At 68.7% G+C, this 17,315-nt stretch carries 16 protein-coding genes; 1 reads left to right on the forward strand and 15 read right to left on the reverse strand.

Going from position 1 to position 17,315, the window contains the following annotated elements; translation table 11 throughout:
• Window positions 1–169: 169 nt before the first annotated feature.
• Window positions 170–1,492, forward strand: a complete 1,323-nt coding sequence (locus G447_RS11765) for a DUF6318 family protein (protein WP_051226294.1) — start codon at window positions 170–172, stop codon at window positions 1,490–1,492.
• 380 nt (window positions 1,493–1,872) lie between these two features.
• On the opposite strand, the gene nhaC is transcribed toward G447_RS11765, so the two are convergent.
• The 15 genes from nhaC to G447_RS12395 all read right to left on the reverse strand — a co-directional run.
• Window positions 1,873–3,285 (reverse strand): Na+/H+ antiporter NhaC, encoded by a 1,413-nt coding sequence (gene nhaC / locus G447_RS0108325; protein ID WP_051025755.1) that lies wholly within the window; start codon window positions 3,283–3,285, stop codon window positions 1,873–1,875.
• 175 nt (window positions 3,286–3,460) lie between these two features.
• On the reverse strand, window positions 3,461–4,642 hold the full coding sequence (locus G447_RS0108330) for a MalY/PatB family protein (RefSeq protein ID WP_026430712.1): 1,182 nt from the start codon (window positions 4,640–4,642) through the stop codon (window positions 3,461–3,463).
• Window positions 4,639–5,397, reverse strand: coding sequence for a helix-turn-helix transcriptional regulator (locus G447_RS0108335; RefSeq protein ID WP_051226295.1), 759 nt, complete (start codon window positions 5,395–5,397; stop codon window positions 4,639–4,641). Before G447_RS0108335 ends, G447_RS0108330 begins: the two co-directional genes overlap by 4 nt.
• 136 nt (window positions 5,398–5,533) lie before the next feature.
• Window positions 5,534–7,084 (reverse strand): FAD-dependent oxidoreductase, encoded by a 1,551-nt coding sequence (locus G447_RS0108340; protein WP_026430714.1) that lies wholly within the window; start codon window positions 7,082–7,084, stop codon window positions 5,534–5,536.
• On the reverse strand, window positions 7,081–7,653 hold the full coding sequence (locus tag G447_RS11770) for a hypothetical protein (protein ID WP_026430715.1): 573 nt from the start codon (window positions 7,651–7,653) through the stop codon (window positions 7,081–7,083). Before G447_RS11770 ends, G447_RS0108340 begins: the two co-directional genes overlap by 4 nt.
• 3 nt (window positions 7,654–7,656) lie before the next feature.
• Window positions 7,657–9,807 (reverse strand): hydantoinase/oxoprolinase family protein, encoded by a 2,151-nt coding sequence (locus G447_RS0108350; RefSeq protein WP_026430716.1) that lies wholly within the window; start codon window positions 9,805–9,807, stop codon window positions 7,657–7,659.
• A gap of 55 nt (window positions 9,808–9,862) precedes the next feature.
• Window positions 9,863–11,176, reverse strand: coding sequence for a C4-dicarboxylate ABC transporter (locus G447_RS0108355; protein WP_026430717.1), 1,314 nt, complete (start codon window positions 11,174–11,176; stop codon window positions 9,863–9,865).
• Window positions 11,177–11,225: 49 nt separating this feature from the next.
• Window positions 11,226–12,410 carry a winged helix-turn-helix domain-containing protein gene (locus G447_RS0108360; RefSeq protein WP_026430718.1) on the reverse strand — a complete coding sequence of 395 codons (1,185 nt, stop codon included), beginning with the start codon at window positions 12,408–12,410 and terminating at the stop codon, window positions 11,226–11,228.
• Window positions 12,411–12,939: 529 nt separating this feature from the next.
• Window positions 12,940–13,464, reverse strand: coding sequence for a DUF6301 family protein (locus tag G447_RS0108365; RefSeq protein ID WP_005868263.1), 525 nt, complete (start codon window positions 13,462–13,464; stop codon window positions 12,940–12,942).
• 43 nt (window positions 13,465–13,507) lie between these two features.
• The gene (locus tag G447_RS0108370) at window positions 13,508–14,032 is read right to left on the reverse strand and encodes a DUF6301 family protein (RefSeq protein WP_026430719.1); all 525 of its coding nucleotides are present in this window, start codon (window positions 14,030–14,032) and stop codon (window positions 13,508–13,510) included.
• Window positions 14,033–14,053: 21 nt separating this feature from the next.
• Window positions 14,054–14,509 carry a hypothetical protein gene (locus tag G447_RS0108375; protein ID WP_131295725.1) on the reverse strand — a complete coding sequence of 152 codons (456 nt, stop codon included), beginning with the start codon at window positions 14,507–14,509 and terminating at the stop codon, window positions 14,054–14,056.
• A gap of 183 nt (window positions 14,510–14,692) precedes the next feature.
• The gene (locus G447_RS0108380; RefSeq protein ID WP_026430721.1) at window positions 14,693–15,193 is read right to left on the reverse strand and encodes an NTP pyrophosphohydrolase; all 501 of its coding nucleotides are present in this window, start codon (window positions 15,191–15,193) and stop codon (window positions 14,693–14,695) included.
• The gene (locus G447_RS11775) at window positions 15,190–16,626 is read right to left on the reverse strand and encodes a hypothetical protein (RefSeq protein ID WP_131295727.1); all 1,437 of its coding nucleotides are present in this window, start codon (window positions 16,624–16,626) and stop codon (window positions 15,190–15,192) included. The genes G447_RS0108380 and G447_RS11775 overlap by 4 nt, the downstream gene beginning before the upstream one ends.
• The gene (locus G447_RS0108390; protein ID WP_026430722.1) at window positions 16,623–16,943 is read right to left on the reverse strand and encodes a hypothetical protein; all 321 of its coding nucleotides are present in this window, start codon (window positions 16,941–16,943) and stop codon (window positions 16,623–16,625) included. The genes G447_RS11775 and G447_RS0108390 overlap by 4 nt, the downstream gene beginning before the upstream one ends.
• Window positions 16,944–16,949: 6 nt before the next feature.
• On the reverse strand, window positions 16,950–17,315 hold a 366-nt coding region (locus tag G447_RS12395; protein WP_026430723.1), incomplete at its 5' end, for a hypothetical protein.

The following is a 17,315-nucleotide window of genomic DNA, read 5'->3' on the forward strand; positions in this document are numbered from 1 at the left end:
TCCGACCCCTTCCCCATCTCCCACCTACGCATCGACCTGACCGACACCGCCGACGAACAAGACGGCCACTAACCCCACAACCCCGCACAACACGACCCAGGCCCCGGCAGTCCGACCCGCGCTCGGCGCGGGCCGTGGTGGTGGGGACCCTTGCGATGGAGGCACGCCGATGGCCCACGACGACCCGAACGACCCGCACAGCCCGTACGGCGAAGACGACCCCTTGGACGCGGAGTGGGAGGCGTTGATGGGGCCTGGCGCTCCCGGAACCCCGTTCGCCCCGCGCCGCAAGACACCCCCCGACCCCGCCGGGCCGGACGGGCCGGCAGGCGCGCGCCCCGGCCCCCAAGACCCCGGCACGGCCGGCCCCCAAGACCCCGGCACGGCCGGCCGTGATGGGCCCGAAACACCCGGTGGGCCCCCGGCCAGTGCCCTGGCGGCCCTCGACGAACTCGCCAAACCCCCGGCCGCCACCACACCCCGCCCCGGGCCCCTGGCCCGCCTCCTGCACCGCGCCCGCCCCACCGGGCCCGCCCAGCCCTGGCAGCACTGGTTCTACACCAGCGGGGCGTGGATCGGCGCAGACGACTGGAAGAACCACCGCGGCCCCCTCACACACGACCAACGCCGCCTGGCCCACATCGGAGCCGCCCTCGCCCTCACCCTGCTCGCCTCCGCCACCGCCTCGGCCCTCCTATGGCACTGGACCAACCCCCCACTGCCCCCACCCGGGCCCGCCACCGTCAACGGATACCCCACCGGGGCCGACTCCAACCCCACCCCCTACCCCACTCCCGCGCCCACAACCCCCACCCCACCAGCAGGAAACAACCAGAACACCCCCAACGGAGCACAAGCCACCGCCTACCACGCCCTCGCCCTGGCCGACTACACCTGGAACACCGGCGACACCACACCCCTGCACGACCTATCCGCCCCCGAATGCCAATGGTGCGCCCAAACCACCACCGACACCACCACCACCTACACCACAGGAGGATGGGCCGCCAACGCCTGGCACACCAACACCAACACCACAACACCCCCACCCACCACACCCAACACCCACACCACCACCCTCACCACAACCCAACGCACCCCCGACATCTACACGCCCGGAACAATGACGCCCCACGCCTACCGCACCACGACCGTGAAAGTCGACCTCCGCTGGGACGGGAACAGGTGGCTGATCGTGGAACTCGTGCCACTGCACGCCTCTGGGGCCGCCCCCTCCGATCCGGTCCCCACCCGTCCTGCCCCTTCCCACCCCACTGCCCCGCACTCGGCACCGTCACCCACTGGCGCGCCTACAGGCATCCGGACGCCCGCCCCGCCTGAACCGAGCTCCTCGGCTCCTGGAACCGGCGCCCCGGGCGGCCCCTCCGTCCCCGCGTCCCCGGCAACGCCCTGGAGTCAGTCGCCACCGGCTCCGGACGATCCTCGTGCCGAACCGGAGCCCACGAATCCCAACGCCGTGTACGAGCAATGAGGCGGCACTACGAACACTGCAACCACCTGGCGTTCAATGCTCGGTCTTTGACTTCACGTCAACGGTGTTGGGATGGAAACGCCCCGGCAGGACGAAACGGCGCCTCGCTGTCATCAGCCCCCAGCGTGCAGAGGCGGGGGCGGATGGTCCACTCCCAGGGGCTCCAGGCGCGATCAGTTCCCAACATGCAGGGGTGGGGGACTGCGCGTGGTTGAGTGGTTGGGCGAGCGCTTGGTTGTCGCGCGGTTGGTCGATCGCTGGTTCCGCGGTTGGGCGAGCGTTGGCCGAGCGCTTGGTTGAGCGTTGGGCGAATGGTTGGTTGAGTGGTTGGTCGAGTCCTGTGGTGTGGGCGCGCGGCACTGCGCGCCCACACCACAGCACTACTCCTGCGCCATGAGCTGTTCCTGCTCCTGCGGGGCCAGCTTCGCGATACCGATCCCCGTGGCGCCCCATAGCATCGCGAAGAAGATCGCGATCCAGTTCGAAATGGCCCACGGCAAGTACGACAGGGTTGCGACCCCGAGGGTTCCGGCCATGTAGGCGCCCGCCGACGTCCAAGGAAGGATCGGCTCCCACACGGTCGCCGCGTCCTCGATAGTCCGCGACAGGTTCTTCGGGTGGAGGCCGCGTTTCACATACTCGCCGCGGAGCATCTCGCCCGGGATCAGCAAGGAGACCTGCCCGTTGGAGGTGATGGCGATCGTGGCCAAGCCTGTCATGATCGTCGCGGCTATCAGGGAGAACGTGGACTTGACAGGAGCGAGCAGGCGCGAGACCAGGACCTCGAGGGAACCGGACACGGACACCACGCCGGCGAAGGCGATCGCGCAGAAACAGATCAGCAGCACGCTCATCATCGAGTTCATCCCGCCGCGCTCCAGCAGCTTCGTCACATCTTCCATGACGGTATCGGGTGAGAACCCGGACTTCCCGACCATGGTGACTTTGAAGCCGTCCACGGAGGCTTTGACCGTGTCGCCGAACCCCACGTGCTGGAACACGACCGCGTTGAACATCGCGGTGAGGCAGGAGACCAGCATCACCGGCACCGTCGGGTACTTCAGCGCCGAGCCGACCAGGACGACGAGGATGGGCACGAGCAGCAGCAGGTTCCAGCTGAAAGCGGAGTCGAGTGTCGCGAGGATCTGGTCGACCTTCTCGGGGACTGTGCCGCCAGAGGATTGCAAACCGAAGAGCAAGTAGACGGTGGCGGAGCAGAGGAACGCCGGGACCGTTGTCCACAGGAGGTGTCGGATGTGGGTGAAGAGATCCACGCCTGTCGCCAGTGCCGCGATGTTCGTCGTGTCGGACAAGGGCGAGAGTTTGTCCCCGAAGTACGCTCCGGCGACAACCGCGCCCGCGACCATCGGGAGGTTCGCGCCCATGCCGACGGCGACTCCCATGAAAGCCACGCCGATCGTGCCCGCCGAGCCCCAGGATGTGCCCGTGCACAGCGACACGATCGCAGTGACGACCAGTGCGATGAGGGCGAGGAACTTCGGGTTGATGATCTTCAGCCCGTAGTAGATGAGCATGGGAATGGTTCCGCCCGCCATCCACGTTCCGATCAGGGCGCCCACCGTGATGAGGATCAACACGGCTGGCATTGTTTTCGCGATCTTCTCCGCGATGGCGCCAATGATCTCATCCCAGCTGTAACCGAGGTAGATGGCCACGAGTCCGGCGACGGTCGCGGATGCGATGAGCAGCGGTTCGACTGGGAGCGCTGCCGCGATGTACCCCGCGCCCAGCAGGACGATGAGCGTGACAGCGGGGATGGCTGCGATCAACAGCGACGGGGTGCGGTGGGCGCGCGCGCCCGATGGCGTGGGCGCCTCGTGAGCGTTCGTCGGCGCAGCCGCCGCGCGCGGTGCCTTTTGCGTTCGTTCCCCGCGTTTAGCCGGTCGCTTTTTACGTTTGGACACTATGGTGCCTTTCTGTTCGGGTGGGGCGGAGTAGTGCGCCGCCTCACTTCGGAGGGTGGGTGAGGGCGTTGACGAGGCGGTGGAGCCCGGCCTCGAGTTCGACGCGGGGGAGGGCGGCGTTGACCCTGAACCACCCGGCGTACTCGTCGCCGAAGTCCTCACCGGGTGAGACCGCGACGCGCGCGGCCCCGCACGCCGCGGTGAGCGAGTCGCGGTGGGGGAGGTAGTGGCGCGCGTCGATCCAGATGAGGTATGTGCCATCGGGGTCGGTGACCACTGCCTGCGGGAGCTGGCCGTGCAGCGTTTCGACGGCGAAACGGAGGTTCTCGTCGATGTAGCGCCGCAGGTCGGCGACCCATTCCTGTCCGCGCGTCCACGCGGCGATCGCCGCTGGGATGGCGAAGTAGTTGGGGTTGTGGAGGCCCATCGAGCGCTTCGCGGTCTCCAGGTGGTCGCCGAGCGCACCAGGTGCGAACACCGCCGCCGCTTCGAGCCCGGCGGTGTTGAACGTCTTTCCGGGTGATGCGCATTGGATGAGGCGCCCGGAATCCCACAGTGGCGGAACCGCGCGCGCCAGCGGGGTGTACGGAGTCCGCCCCGGCCTCGTGAAGTCCGCATGGATGTCGTCCGAGAGCACCATGGTCCCGTGTTCCAGGGCAGCGCGGCCGATGAACTCCAGTTCCTCCGTGCGCCACACCCGTCCGCAGGGGTTGTGGGGGTTGCACCACAGAAGCAGATCCGCCCGCTCCAACGCGTCTTCAACGAGCGCGCGGTCCATCCGCGCGTTCCCGTCCTCCAGGCGGAGTGGGACCCGGATGAGTTCGCAGCCGCTCCTTTCGACGACCTCGAGAATCGGTCCGTAAGCGGGGATGAGCGTCATGATCCGGGGACGGCGCCCGAGTAGCGGGGGCAGGACGTGGTGGCACAGTGCGGCGACGCACTGGACGATACGGGGGAAGAAACGAACGGATTCTGCGCCCGGATCCCACTCGTGCTCGCGCAGTTGCCACTCGCGCGCCGCTGAGCGGAAGTCGTCGAACACCTCGGTGTACCCGTAGGCCCCCAGGGCGGCGGCGCGCTCGACGGCCTGGACAACGGGCGGCGCCGATGCGAACTCCATGTCCGCGACGGACAGGGACAGGGCCTCGCGGCCCATGGGCGACGCCAATAGATCCCATTTCGCGCTGTGCGTCCCCCAGCGGTCCAGGTGCTCGTTGAAGGTCATGGCTGCTCCTCCGGGGGCTTGTGCTCGTCATCGATCTCGTTGAGGTAGTTGTAGATGGTGAACCGGGACACCCCGAGGGTGGTCGCGGCTTTCTCCGCAGCGTCGCGCAGCAAGAAGAATCCCCTTTTCTTGAGGGAGCGCACGGCAGCGATCTTCTGCTCGCGAGACAACTCACCGGGTTCTTCCTGGTCCGGAATCGCGGTGCGCAGCAGCAGGGAGGCGAGTTCGTCGATGCTGTGGACGAAGGCCTCTGGTGACTGGTCCGTGCGCGTGGGCGCTGCGTGTTCGCCGCGTGGGGCGTCGTCGGGGGCCTGTTCCACTCCAGTGCGCGTGTCTACTCCAGTGCACGTGGAGAGCTCGCGGAGAACGCGTTCGGCGTACCGGATGCCGGTCACATCGCGGTTGATGCAGAGCGCCGCGATCGGCGACCCGTCCTGGGTGTTGATGATGATCGTCGTTGAGGTGAGCGCCCGTCCGTCTGGCGCTGTGGTCTCGTAGCCGACGTGTGTGCACAGCGACTGCGAGGCGGCTGCCTCGAGCAGTGTGTTCGTCGCCGGGTCGCCGACTTCGCGTCCCGTGACGTTCCCCGCTATGGCAACGATCGAATGGGGGAGGGAGGGGAGGTGGTGGACGACGACTTCCGCCGGCCCGGGGATGGACGCTTGAAGGGGCGCGGCGAGCTCGGTGAGGATCCGCAGTGCCTCGGCGTTCGGCGGCGGGGGCTGCGCACCACTGGTGTGCGGGGCTTCGGGCATAGGACCTTCTTCGGTGGGCCGGTATCAGCATTGACGACTGCCATGATCCTAATCACAACCACGCGATGTGTCAACGTATTGTTGAAGGAGGTCAACAGATCGTTGAAGAGATGTGTGGTGAGCACTGCCGACGCACTCAGCCCAAGGGCGACGAAGCGTCGGCGAAGCGGCGGACCTCCTCGCCGGACAGCTCCAGAGGGGGGACCCCGCTGGCCGCTGAAAGGGCGCACGCGCAGCCCACGGCGTCCCCCATGTCGATGACCGTGGGAATGATGCGCACAGACGCCTGCATGAGGAACGTCGTGGAAATGCACCTGCCCGCCACGAGTAGGTTGGACGTCTGCGGGGCGATGAAGCACCGGTAGGGGATCTCGTAGTAGTCGCCCGGCTGGTAGCCCTTCTGGTGGAAGAGTCCCTTCGACTGGGAGTGCACGTCGATGAACCAATCGCCGCGGACCAAGCCGTCGTCGAAGCGCGCCTGGTGCGCGTAGTCCTGTTCGGTGAGGCGGTAGACCCCGTCGATCCTCCAGGACTCGCGCACGCCGAGCATCGGCGCCACCCCCACCAGGAAAGAGCGGCTGAAACCCGGCATCATCACGCGCAGGAAGCGCGCGAGGCGGCCGATGGCGGCGTGCGCCTCGACGATCGCCGCCGACCTGCCCCGGGCGGTCGTGTTCGACACGAGACTGGGGATGTGCGGGCAGTTGAACGCCATGACACCGGGTTTCCCCGGCACTGAGAACGCCTGGTAGTACCGCAGGTCCCCCTCGGACAGCAACCCCTCGGCCACCCCCTGGCGGAAAACGGGCTCGAGTGCGAAACCGCGCCCCGCGACCATCGCGGACTCGAAGAAGAAACCGGACTTCAGCGGCGAGAACTCATCGCCCAACGACAAGCAGTAGTCCCGGTACGCGTCCACGTCGATGCCGCCCATCGTGAAGCGCAGCGAGCACACCTGGTTCGCCCCCGCCTCGTCCCCGCTCCGCGTGGGCACGCCGGCCAGACGCGCCAGCACTGCGTCCCCCGAGGCGTCCACCATGACTCCCGCCTCGACGCCGACCATGCCCTGCGCGGTCATCACCACCAGGTGGCGCAGTCGACGAGGCGCGGGCCGGGCCGCGCCTCCAGCATCCCCAGCCCCGGCTCTGTCGTCGGGGCGCCCCGTCGTATTCGCACCGTCGGCTCGGGCCCCAGTGGTGGCACCGTCGGGGTGCCCGTCCGGATCCCCGTCTGCGCCAAGGGCCCCGGCCCCAGTGCCCCGCGCGGCGCTGGCGGCACTGCCCGCCCCGGGGGCGTCGAGGACATCGACCAGTGCCGCGTCGTAAAGGACCTCGCCGCCCGAGCCGGTGAGCAGGCGCTCGTAGACCATGCCCAGGCGCTCGGGCGCGAACCACAGCATCGCGGTAGTGCCGTCGCGGGTGGCCTCGCCCGATGCGCGCAACTCCTGCTCGATCTGCGCGAAAACGCCGCGGTGGGCGACGTGGGTGGGCATCATCGGGCACACCGTGGCGTTCGTGGCCGATCCGCCCAGCATCGCGTAGCGGTCGATGACGACCACGGAAAGGCCGAGCTGCGCGCAGCGTATCGCACAGGCCGAGCCCGCGGACCCGCCCCCCACGACGGCGACGTCGTAGGCGCCGATCACGGGGAGCGTGCGGCCGCCGTAGTCCACGGTTGGCTGTGTCATTGAGGGACTCCTTCGCTGGAGGGGTGGAAGCACTCGTGGGTGAAGCCGTAGGCGCCGATCTCCGACAGGGACCGGAAACGGACGCGCCCGACCCGGATGGGGCCGACGCGCAGGAGCGGCACGTCGAGGGCCAGCGACGTGAGCCCCAGATGGGTCCACTCCAAGTGGTGGAAGTACTCGTGGCACAGGGCCATGTCCACAGCGGTGCCGAGGTCCACGCCGTGGTGGTCCGCCCACATGCGCAAGGAGGGTGTGTTGACCACAACGAGCCGCTTCTTGGGCAGGTACTCGGCGAAGAACAGCCTCCCGGCGGCGCGCTCCGCTCCGCCGCGGACGACCCTGAGCCCGGCGTCGGCGCACACCCGCGCGAAATCGGTGCCGCGTGCCCCGCCGGGGAACAGGCGGCGGGCGGCCCCGGCGCCCCGCTCCCACGCCATGTCGATCGCCTCGGCGCGCCTCGCCCCGGCCAGCCGCCCGGCGCACGGGTCCGCGGCGAGCTCGGGGGCGCAGGCGCCCCGGCACGGGTAGGGGAACGCGGGTGCGGGCGCTGCCGCTGCGGGCGCGGCCACGGCTCAGTCCTCCAGCCTGGTCGTGCCGATGACGATCAACGGTGCGGCGCCGTCGTACCCCTGCAGTTCCACTCCGGCCAAGGAGCGGATCTGGTCCTCACTGGACAGGCCGGACAGGTTGATGGTCTTCCCGCCGACGACCAGGTGGAGATTGGGGTAGTTGGCGCCGCCGTCGTTGTAGACCGTGAGCTCGTCGATCGCCTCGTCGACCACCAAGGCGGCGGAGGCCACAGTGGCGGGCCACACCCGCGCGTTGGCCTTCTGCAGGCGGATCACCCCGGAGGCGTCGATGAGGCGGACGGGGGTCTTCGTCGAGGAGAGCAGCCCGAAGAGCCGCTTGCGCCTCACGTGGGCCGTGACCGCCAGCATCTGGTCCGTGCGGGCCGCGATCGTGAGCTCTTTGGCGGGCAGATCGAGGTTCTCGGCCACGGTGGTGAGGAGCTCGCCGTCCCCGAGGGCCCCGTCCTCCGCCGTTTCCGCGCGCATCTCCGTGGCGCCCACCGCGATGGCGCGGACCATATTGCGCTGGGAGTCGACCTCGACGGTCACCTCGACCGTGCCCGGCGCGGCGCCGGACTGGATGGCCTTGAGTTCGGCCTCCCTGCGGATCGCGATGACGTCTTCGTCCGTCGGGTTCACCACGGAGCGCTCCACCATGTCCCGCACCATCGCCATGGCGACGCCGATGGTGGAGATAACAGCGGCATTACGGGCCAGGCAGTGCCGGTGCCCCATCGTGCGCGCCAGGTGGGGGACCACCGCTGCCGCGCCCCCGCCCCCGCCGACGAACACCGTCGTGCGCGGATCCAGGTGGTAGTCGCGCATCAGCTGCGAGGCGACGGCCGCGTTCTTCTGCGAGGCGAAGGCCAGGACGGTCTGGGCGGCCTCCTCCACCGAGCACCCCATCGACTCGGCCAAGGGCGCCCACGCGCGCCTCGCCGCCTCCACGTTCCCCCGCGCGTAGTCCTGGTCGCCCACGAGGCCCGCGATATTGGCCGCCCCCGCCATCGTGAGGCACACGCGGGCGCCCCCGTCGCACTCGACGACCGCGTACTCGGGGTCCCCGGGCAGTGGACGCACGGCGACGAGGCGGGGATTGGTGATTGTGTCGGCCTCCGTGTACACCTCGTAGTCCACGCCCGCGATGTGGGCGCTGCGCGGGCCGGTTCCCACCGCCTGGCCGCCGCGGATCTGCACCATCGACCCCCCGCCGATGCCGACGGTGCGCACGTCGAGGGAGTTGAGGTAGGTCTTGTGGCCGCCGACCTCGGCGTAGGTCACCATCACCTGGCCGTCCTTCACGCAGGAGATGTCAGTGGAGGTGCCCCCCACCTCGAAGAAGAGGCCGTCGGTGAGCCGCTCGTAGCGCAGTGCCCCGGCCACCCCGGCCGCGGGGCCGGACAGGATCGTGAGGATCGGGCGGCGGCGGACCTCGTCGACCGTCATGACGCCTCCATCGCAGCGCATGACCATGAGGGGGCTGGGGATCCGGGCCTGCCGGATGGAGCGTTCGGTCATTGTCGCCGCCTCCAGCATCTTCGGCATGATCGACGCGTTGACCACGGCGGTGCGGGTGCGCACTTTGAGGCCGTAGAGCTTGGAGATCTCGTTCGTGGCGGTCGCGGGAACGCCGCGCTCGGCGCACCGGTCGACCACGAGGGACTCGTGGGCGGGGTCGTCCACGCTGAACGCCTCGGCGGCGACGACCGCCTGGGCGCCCTGGTCGCGCAGGCCGTCCAGGGCGGCGTCGACCCGCGCGGCCAAACCGTCGTCGGAGGCGTCGATGTACTGGTTGGTGGAGGGCAGCTCCTTGCCCTCCGCCAATTCGATGCGTCCCATCGTCGTGTCCGAACGGCTCTTGGCCCCCTGCAGGCCGGAGCCCAGGGTGAGGACGCCGACCGTCGCCACGTCCCCCTCCAACAGGGCGTTCGTCGCCTGCGTGGTCCCGTGGGCGATGAACACGACGTCGTCGGGCGCGATTCCCTCGGACTCCATGACCTGGTGGAGGGCCTGGACGATCCCGGCGGCCACTCCCTCGGGCGCGGAGTGGGTGGTGGGGACCTTCGCGCTCCCGATCACCTCGAAGGTGGCGTTGTCGATGGCGACGGCGTCCGTGAAGGTGCCGCCGACATCGATTCCGATTCTTACGGGCATGGTTTCTCTCGTTTCGTTGCTGCGCCCCGAGCGGGGCCGACAGGGGCGGGCGGCCTCAGAAGTAGAGGAAAGCCCCCAGGAGGACGCCGATGGCCGATACCGCCCACAGGTAGGGGAGGATGCGCTTCGTGCACGTGTTGACGTCGACCTCGCAGAAGTTCGCGGTCCACACGTTCTGCGTGTTCGTGGGGTCCGCGCCGGCTTGGATGCGCTCGGCGGAGAGGAAGGCCGCCATGACCGCCAGGGGGTTCATCGTCCCCAGGCCGGTGATGAGGGCGGCGATGCCCGAGCCCAGGCCGAACATGTTCATCGGGCCCCTGTACAGGGCCAGCGGCGCCAGGATGATGAAGAAGAGGATGAACGCCCAGCGGCTGGAGGGCACGACCGCCAGCAGGATGGGATCCAGGACCTCTTTGACCCGCGGGTGGGTGACGGACAGGAAGAGGATGCCGATGCCGACCATGAGGATGACCGCCGGACCGGCGTCGGTGATCCCGTCGTAGCACGTCTTGGCCAGGGTGTTCATCGCCCGGCTGAATCCGCGCGCCGTGAACGCCAGGCACCACGCGATGCCGATCGTGAAGGCCACGGTGACGGGGAGTTTCAGCGCGGCGACCAGGACGATGGGGATCAGCGGGGTGAGCATCGCCAGGGCACCGGTGACGCCCTTGAGGGCGCGCGTGTCCGAGGAGGGGCCGGCGGGGGAGGGGGCGGGCGCCGAGAACGCGAACTTGATGCCGTTGCGCGCGAACTCCACCAGGATGAACACGACGGTCGCCACGCCCGTGGCCGCGGCCAGGTAGAACTCGAAACCTTGGACGACGGCGATGTCGAGGGAGAAGAGCTTGGCGAACACCTGCCAGTTGGCGACGTTGAGGGCCAGTCCCGTGGTGAAGGACATCAGGAACACGCAGGCGGCCGAGGCAGCGGGGATGCCCACGGAGATCAGGATCGGCAGCACGATGGAGCCCACCATGATGATGGAGCCGAGGCCGGAGAGAGTCGTGAACAGCAGCGCGGTGGCGACCGCCATGATGAGGGTGACGACCAGGGGCCGTCCGCCGCCCAGTTCGGCGCTCTTCTTGATAATGGTCTCCGTGACGCCGGTGCGGTTCATCAACTGCCCCAGCCACGCGCCGAAGACGACGGCGATGATCGCGGAGGCCATCTTCACGGTGCCGCCCTCGAAGACGCCGTCGAGCAGGCCCGTGGCGGCGCCCTGGTCGTCTTTGGCCATCAGTGGGACGCCGGCGATGAGGCCGATGACGACCGCCATGAGGGGCAGCGCCACCAGGGTGGGGAGTTTCTTGGCCATCATCAGTGCGGCGACCACGATGAAGGTCAGCAGGATCAAAATGCCCTGGATCATGGGTTTTCCTTTCGGAGTCGGGGTCCGGCGTCGTTGCCGGTTCGGTGTGTCAGGACGTGAGGACCGTGGCCCGGAGCCCGGTGGCCATGCGGGCGGGCGCTGCGGGGGCGGCGTGGGTCAGGGGGATGACGCGGGGGGCGCGCCCGCGCAGCCGCAGTGCCAGCGTCCGCGCCAGGAGTGCTGTGAAGCCTGTGGTCGAGGCGATTTCGCCGGAGACCAGCAGGGCATCGAGTGGCACCAGCGAGACGACCGTGGTGATCGTGTCGCTGAGGCGGCCCAGGAAGTGCGGCCACGAGGGGCGGGCGGGCACAGGGGCGGTCCCCGCCTCGTTGGCCCGGGCCTGTTCGGCGGGGCGTTGCGCGGACGGCGGGGGAGTGGCGCGGCCCGCCGCCTCCCCTTCGGGCGCCGTCGGCCAGTCGGGATGCGGCGCCGGGGGCAGGCGGGGGGGCAGGGGGGAGCGGGCGAGTGCGGCGAGCACCCGCTCGGGGTGCGCCTGGCCGGGCATGACCGCTTCCGTCAGGTCCGCTGATCCGCGCGAGCCGATGGGGGCGGGCCCCTCCTCGGTGGTGAGGGAGAGGGTGATCCTGGGGCCGAGGGCGATGTGCGCCCACGAGCGCGCGTTGTCGAGGTGCGCGGCGACGAGCTCGCGCGCGGAGCACGCCTGGGCGGACTCCTCGACAACGGGGACTTTGAAGCGCGTGATGAGCGCTTGGCGGAGGCTGATGGACGCCTCGTCGAAGCCCGTCGAGTACAGGACTGTCACGTCCGAGGCGATGGCCTGGTCGTCGAAGAGCAGGCCGATGCCCGCCAGTCCGCCGGGTGCCGGGGCGCAGTGCGCGAAGGCGGACACGCACTCGCAGATCGCCTGGAGGAGCCGGTCGCCCGCGCCCGGTTTGATTGGGACTTCCAGGGTCCGTGCGCCGAGGCGGCCCAGGCCCATGTCGTGGAAGGACACGGTGGTGCGCTGGCGCTGGATTTCGGCGATGGCCATAACGCCGCAGGCGGGGTTGATGTCGAGGAGGCGGCGGCCGCGCCCCCCGGTCGACTCCGTGTCGCCGGTGTCGTGGACGAGGCCCTCAGTGAGCAGGTCCGACATGATGGTCGAGACCGTGGAAGCGGACAGGGCGGTGCGCTCGGCGATCTCCGCGCGCGACAGGGGCGCGCCCTCGGCGAGCAGGCCGAGGACGAGGCGCCTGTTCGCCTTGCGGAGGGAGTGGAGGTCTTTCTTGCGCATCGGTGCGGGCTTTCTTGGTGTGCCGGGACGGGCGGGGCGCACGGGCCGTCGGTGGCCGTGGTACACCGGGCACTCAGGCCGACGATGGCCGTAGTGCTGGATGCTGGCGCGGAACCGCTTTTTCCGGAGTCCGAATTAAGGTGTGATCAAAGTAGCACTATGTGTGCGGTCGGGCAAGTGGGTGGCTGGGATCGCAAGCGGAGGGCCGCGACTGGCCGTGTGGTCTTCCGGCGAGGCGCGGGAACCGGCGGGGGCGCGAACAGGGGCGCGAGGCAGTGGGCAGGGCGAGGCGCGAGGTAGTAGGCAGGACGGGGCGCGGGTCGGGGCCGTGACCCGCTGGCGTCAGCGGTGGAGTCTGGCAGGCCGCCACTGTCCGCAGAGCCGGTATGGATGTCGATGCCGTCCTGGACGGTCATGGGCCAGGGGTGGCAGGCCCACGCCTTCATGATTTCGACGGCGCGTTGGGGGGTGACGGCTTTGAACTCGGTGCTCATGGTGTGGATCTGCCTCCGTCCTGGGCTGGCATGTGTTAGAAGTAGTCGGCGCCGATCTCCTCACCGTTCTCCTCGGCCTCGAGCTCGTCAAGGAAGTTTCTGGTTCGCTGAGGGGACTTCAGTGTTAGTAGGACTAATGCTGACGTTGCCTCGAGTATTACACTTACTTGTTCATCGGTGACCCAACGGGATGCGGAGTAGTCGTCTTCATCTTCTGATGTGCGGGCATCGCCTAGAATAACGCGAAACGCTTGGACGAAGTCACTGTAGTAGGCGCGGGCCCGGGGGCGCGAGTGCTCCCAGTACTCCTCGGGGAGCCAGTTGGACAGACGGACCTGGCAGGTGCTAATCCCTTCTTCACTGGTCAGCAGGAAAGAATCGGCTTCTGTTTCGGCAAGATCCGAGTAGAAGAAGTCGGGCTCCTCTGGGTCCCCTCTCATGCCGAGGCTGGTGTAGATTTTGATGCCCTCGTCGAAGGTGATGGGCCAGGGGTGGTAGGCCCACGCCCGCATGATCTGGACGGCGCGTTGGGGGGTGACGGCTTTGAACCCAGTGGTCATGGTTGTGGGGCTGGCTCCGTTCTCGGTGCGGGTGGGTTCGAGGTTAGAAGTAGTCGGCGCCGATCTCCTCACCGTTCTCCTCAGCCTCGAGCTCCTCGAGTGTGTATTCGGTCTGCTGGGGGGACTCTACTGTGAGTAGGATGAGCGCGGGCATTCCTTCGAGGGACACGCTGACCCGCTCGTTGGCAACCCAGAGGGACGAGGAGTAGTCTTCCCCCTCTTCCGAGTCGCGAGTATCGCCCAGTACTTCGTGAAACGCCCGGACGAAACTTTCGTAGTAGGCCCGGGCCCGGGGGCGTGAGTGCTCCCAGTACTCCTCGGGGAGCCAATCCGATAGGCGGAGAACGGACTCGTCTATGATGCCGCCTGTGCTCACGAGGTATGAATCGGGTTTCACGGGTGATATGTCGGAGGTGAAGAGTTCGGGATCCTGTGGGTCGCCTTTGAATCCGAGGCTGGTGTACACGTCGATTCCGTCCTGGACGGTCATGGGCCAGGGGTGGTAGGCCCACGCCCGCATGATCTGGACGGCGCGCTCGGGTGTGACGGCTTTGAATTCGGCGGTCATGGTGTGGCTTGGTCTTTCGTGTCAGGGGTTGATTTTGGCGTCAAGTGCTTTGATGGTTTCCGGCTCCAGGGTGAAGGCCTCGGTGGTGCGCTCGATCAGGGACAGGTCGGCGGTGGGGGTCTTGCACACGACGTTGTTGAGCGTGACCTGCCCGCTCTTGATCCGCTCCCACAAGTCGGGGTTGTCGCGCAGCAGCTGGAGGAAGTTCTTGTCCTGGCGGGCGATGCGGTTCAAACACGCCCCCGTCCCCTGCTCCAACACCTCGCCCTTGGTCCCATCGGGCAGAATGTTGCGGGCACGGCCCATTTGGGCGTTGGGGCCGCCCTTGGCCTCGACGAAGTCGATGCTCTCCACCCGCTCGTCCACCGCCAGCAAATCGAAGCTCCTGTTCCCACCCCCGACACCACCGATGCCGGGGATCACAGTGCGCGGCGGCTCGCCCGCGTTCTCCAAGAACTCCGCCCCCAACTGCCCCAACTTCCCATCCGCCCGCCTTCGGGACTATTCGGGGGCGCGTGCTCTGGTGTTCGCGCTCAGGGCACCGCGTCCGGGTCGTCGAGGACCGACTCGCCTGTACGCGGTTCGGCAAGGCGCTCCGAAGCGCCCCACCGCAGGGGCGCGGAACTCAGGACCCACGTGCCGCCTCCGCTCCCGCGGGTCTTAGATGTCGAGGAGGCGCAGCAGGGCGGGATCGGGCAGGGCGCCATCGACGATATAGTCGCGGAAGACGGGCGCGGCCTGCTCGCCGGTGAAGACCTCCTCGGGGTGGACGCGGGTGGTGGAGGGCTGGTCGGCGCTGGTGTCCCATTCGATATCCACCCACTTGCCGGGGTCGGCGACGGGCTGGCGCGCGACTGCCCAGTGCTGGTAGGAGCCGTCCTGGTGGGTGAGGCGGATCTCGATGGTCATGGCGCGTGTGGAGCCCGCGCATTGGATGTAGGTCGAGCGGGCCGGGTGGCCCTCGGGCGCGTCCTCGGGGTACGCGGCGCCCTCAGGCAGGGCCCACACCACCATCGCGAACGCGAACGCCCCGTCGAAGTAGCGCGGGGCTGTCAGCGACTTGCACACATCGTCCGCGATGGATTCGGGTGTTTGCGGCAGGGAGAACTGCTCCACTTCCCCCACATCCGCGTGCAGAACCGATGTCGCGAACCGTCTCATATCTCCTGCCTCGGAACTTGCTGGTACCGTACTCCAATGATACTGATCGTCTCCCCCTTGTGCACGATCCGTGCTGGGTTGGCGGGGCTGACGAGGGCGTCGAAGGTGCGCTGGTGCTCATTGAGAGAGGCGCTGCCGCTCTTGACCTCCAACCCGATGTACGAACCGTCATGGCACTGGATCACCCGGTCGTAGCACCGTCGGCGGTCGTATCCGCCGACGGTCGCCATGTGCTTGTCGCGGATTACATCCATGACCGGCTCTCCACGTCGTTCTTGAACCGCTTTGAACATGTCCTCACCGATTTGCTCGGAATCCTCGTAGGTGGTCGCCCCACCGTTCTCCTTCGCGTACTTCCCATCAGTAGTGCGATTGGAGTACTTGGGATGGCGCTTCTTCGGTTTTGGTGTGGTGGGTGGGATGTCCGGGGTTGGGGTTGGGGTGTCGGGGGCCGGGGGCGGGGTGTGGTGGGCGGTGTGGCCCGTTCCCGTGCCGGTGTGGGCGGTGGTGCCGGTGGTGGGTCCGTGCGGGGTGGCCCCGCCCGCCGCCGCTGTTGCGGGTTTGGCGCCGGTGAACATGTGGGCCGCGTTGGCCGCGGTGTTCTTGGCGCGGGTGAGCATGCCGCGGAGCATGTCGAGCAGGCCGGACAGGTGGGTGAGGTTGTGGCCCAGGGTGCGCGCGGACTTGAGCACTGCGGTGATGTGGGCGGCCATCTGTGTGGCTTTGGCGCCGACTTTGACTTGGACTTGGGCGATGATGAGGGGGATGGCCAGGCCGCACGTGGCGATGGCTTCGATGATGGCTGAGGCCAGGGTCCCCACGATCGCGCTGATGGCGTCGCGCAGCAGGTCGTGGACCAGTCCCACCACTTCGGCCAGGACGCTGGTGGCTTTGCCCATGGCGTCGGCCGCTCCCGAGGCGGTGCGCAAGGCGCTGATCGTGTCGGCATTGGAGGCGCGGTAGGCGTCGGCGGTGGCGTCCACCTGCTCGCCCATCAGGTTCTTCTCGTCGCCCTCGAGGGTGTCGGCGCACTCGCCCATGGCCTGGGCGACGTTGGACCACGTGGCCGCGTCGGCGCGCACACTGTCCGCGTCCCCCAGGAATTGGTCCATCCACGACTTCAGGGGTCCGAAGTGGTCGATCAGCCACCCCGCCCCCCACGCGATCAGCGTGCCCAAGGGGTCGGCGCCCACGCCCACCGCGTCGGCGGCCAGGGACAGTGACGACAGCCCGGTCTCCAACCACGACCCCTGCGACAGGCCGTGGGTGATGCCCCAGATGTCCTCGACCACGCCCGACCCCGACACCGCCGACCGCGACTCCTCCCGCCCCGCCACCAGGGGATTCGAAGACGACGGAGAAGATGACGAAAGGGAGGGGGAGTCGCCTGCTCCCGTGCTGGGCCTGGTGTCCAGGGTTTCTGTGGCGCTCACAGTTGGTCTCCGATGTGTTTCATGTCGTCGCTGATGGCGTCCTCGGTGGCCTGCATGCGGGCGGCGGCGTCTTCGAGGTGGTCGGCGGCCCGCGTGGTCTTGTCGGCCGCCGCCTCCAGGCAGGAGCGGGCCGCGCCTCGTCCGGCCGCCAGCAGGGGCCCCACGAGCGGGCCGACCACGACGCCCAGGCCACCAAGTGCGCCCCCGCCCGTCGTGTCAGCGGCCCCCAGGGCGCACCTGGCCCCGTCGGCGGTGTCCCGGCACCGCATGGCGGTGGCGCGCACTGCCTCGTCGTCGAACACCAGGTCCCAGGCCACCGCCCCTCACCCCCGCATCCACTCGACCGCGCCGGCGCCGTGTTCGGCCAGGTCCTGGCGCCACTCGTGTGCTTGTTGCCCGCGGCGCGACCCGTAACGGCCGGCCAGGGAGCGCGCGGCCGCCGACTCGGGCCCGTAGGCCTCCCCCGCAGCGTCGGCCAGGGCCCTGCCCGCCCCCGCGCGCGCCGCCGCGTAGGCCCGCACGAGGGCGTCACCCAGCTCCCGGCTGCCCAGGACACGGGCCTCCACCACCATCCCAGTGTGGTCCACCACCACCCGCACCTGGCCCCTCTCGTCCGCGCCCACCCCGCGCACCCCGGCGGCCGCCTCCACGAACCGCCCGGCCCGCTCCCCCAACTCCCGGGCCCGCAC

The organism is Schaalia georgiae DSM 6843 (assembly GCF_000429245.1).
Lineage (GTDB): Bacteria > Actinomycetota > Actinomycetes > Actinomycetales > Actinomycetaceae > Pauljensenia > Pauljensenia georgiae.

What these genes read in the sequence shown, in the direction of transcription:
- G447_RS0108365 (WP_005868263.1), bottom strand. Translation starts at nt 13,464, where the DNA reads ATGACCACTGGGTTCAAAGCCGTCACCCCCCAACGCGCCGTCCAGATC.
- G447_RS0108335 (WP_051226295.1), bottom strand. Translation starts at nt 5,397, where the DNA reads ATGCCCGAAGCCCCGCACACCAGTGGTGCGCAGCCCCCGCCGCCGAAC.
- G447_RS0108340 (WP_026430714.1), bottom strand. Translation starts at nt 7,084, where the DNA reads ATGACACAGCCAACCGTGGACTACGGCGGCCGCACGCTCCCCGTGATC.
- G447_RS11765 (WP_051226294.1), top strand. Translation starts at nt 170, where the DNA reads ATGGCCCACGACGACCCGAACGACCCGCACAGCCCGTACGGCGAAGAC.
- G447_RS0108370 (WP_026430719.1), bottom strand. Translation starts at nt 14,032, where the DNA reads ATGACCGCCGAATTCAAAGCCGTCACACCCGAGCGCGCCGTCCAGATC.
- G447_RS0108355 (WP_026430717.1), bottom strand. Translation starts at nt 11,176, where the DNA reads ATGATCCAGGGCATTTTGATCCTGCTGACCTTCATCGTGGTCGCCGCA.
- G447_RS0108350 (WP_026430716.1), bottom strand. Translation starts at nt 9,807, where the DNA reads ATGCCCGTAAGAATCGGAATCGATGTCGGCGGCACCTTCACGGACGCC.
- G447_RS0108380 (WP_026430721.1), bottom strand. Translation starts at nt 15,193, where the DNA reads ATGAGACGGTTCGCGACATCGGTTCTGCACGCGGATGTGGGGGAAGTG.
- G447_RS0108330 (WP_026430712.1), bottom strand. Translation starts at nt 4,642, where the DNA reads ATGACCTTCAACGAGCACCTGGACCGCTGGGGGACGCACAGCGCGAAA.
- G447_RS0108360 (WP_026430718.1), bottom strand. Translation starts at nt 12,410, where the DNA reads ATGCGCAAGAAAGACCTCCACTCCCTCCGCAAGGCGAACAGGCGCCTC.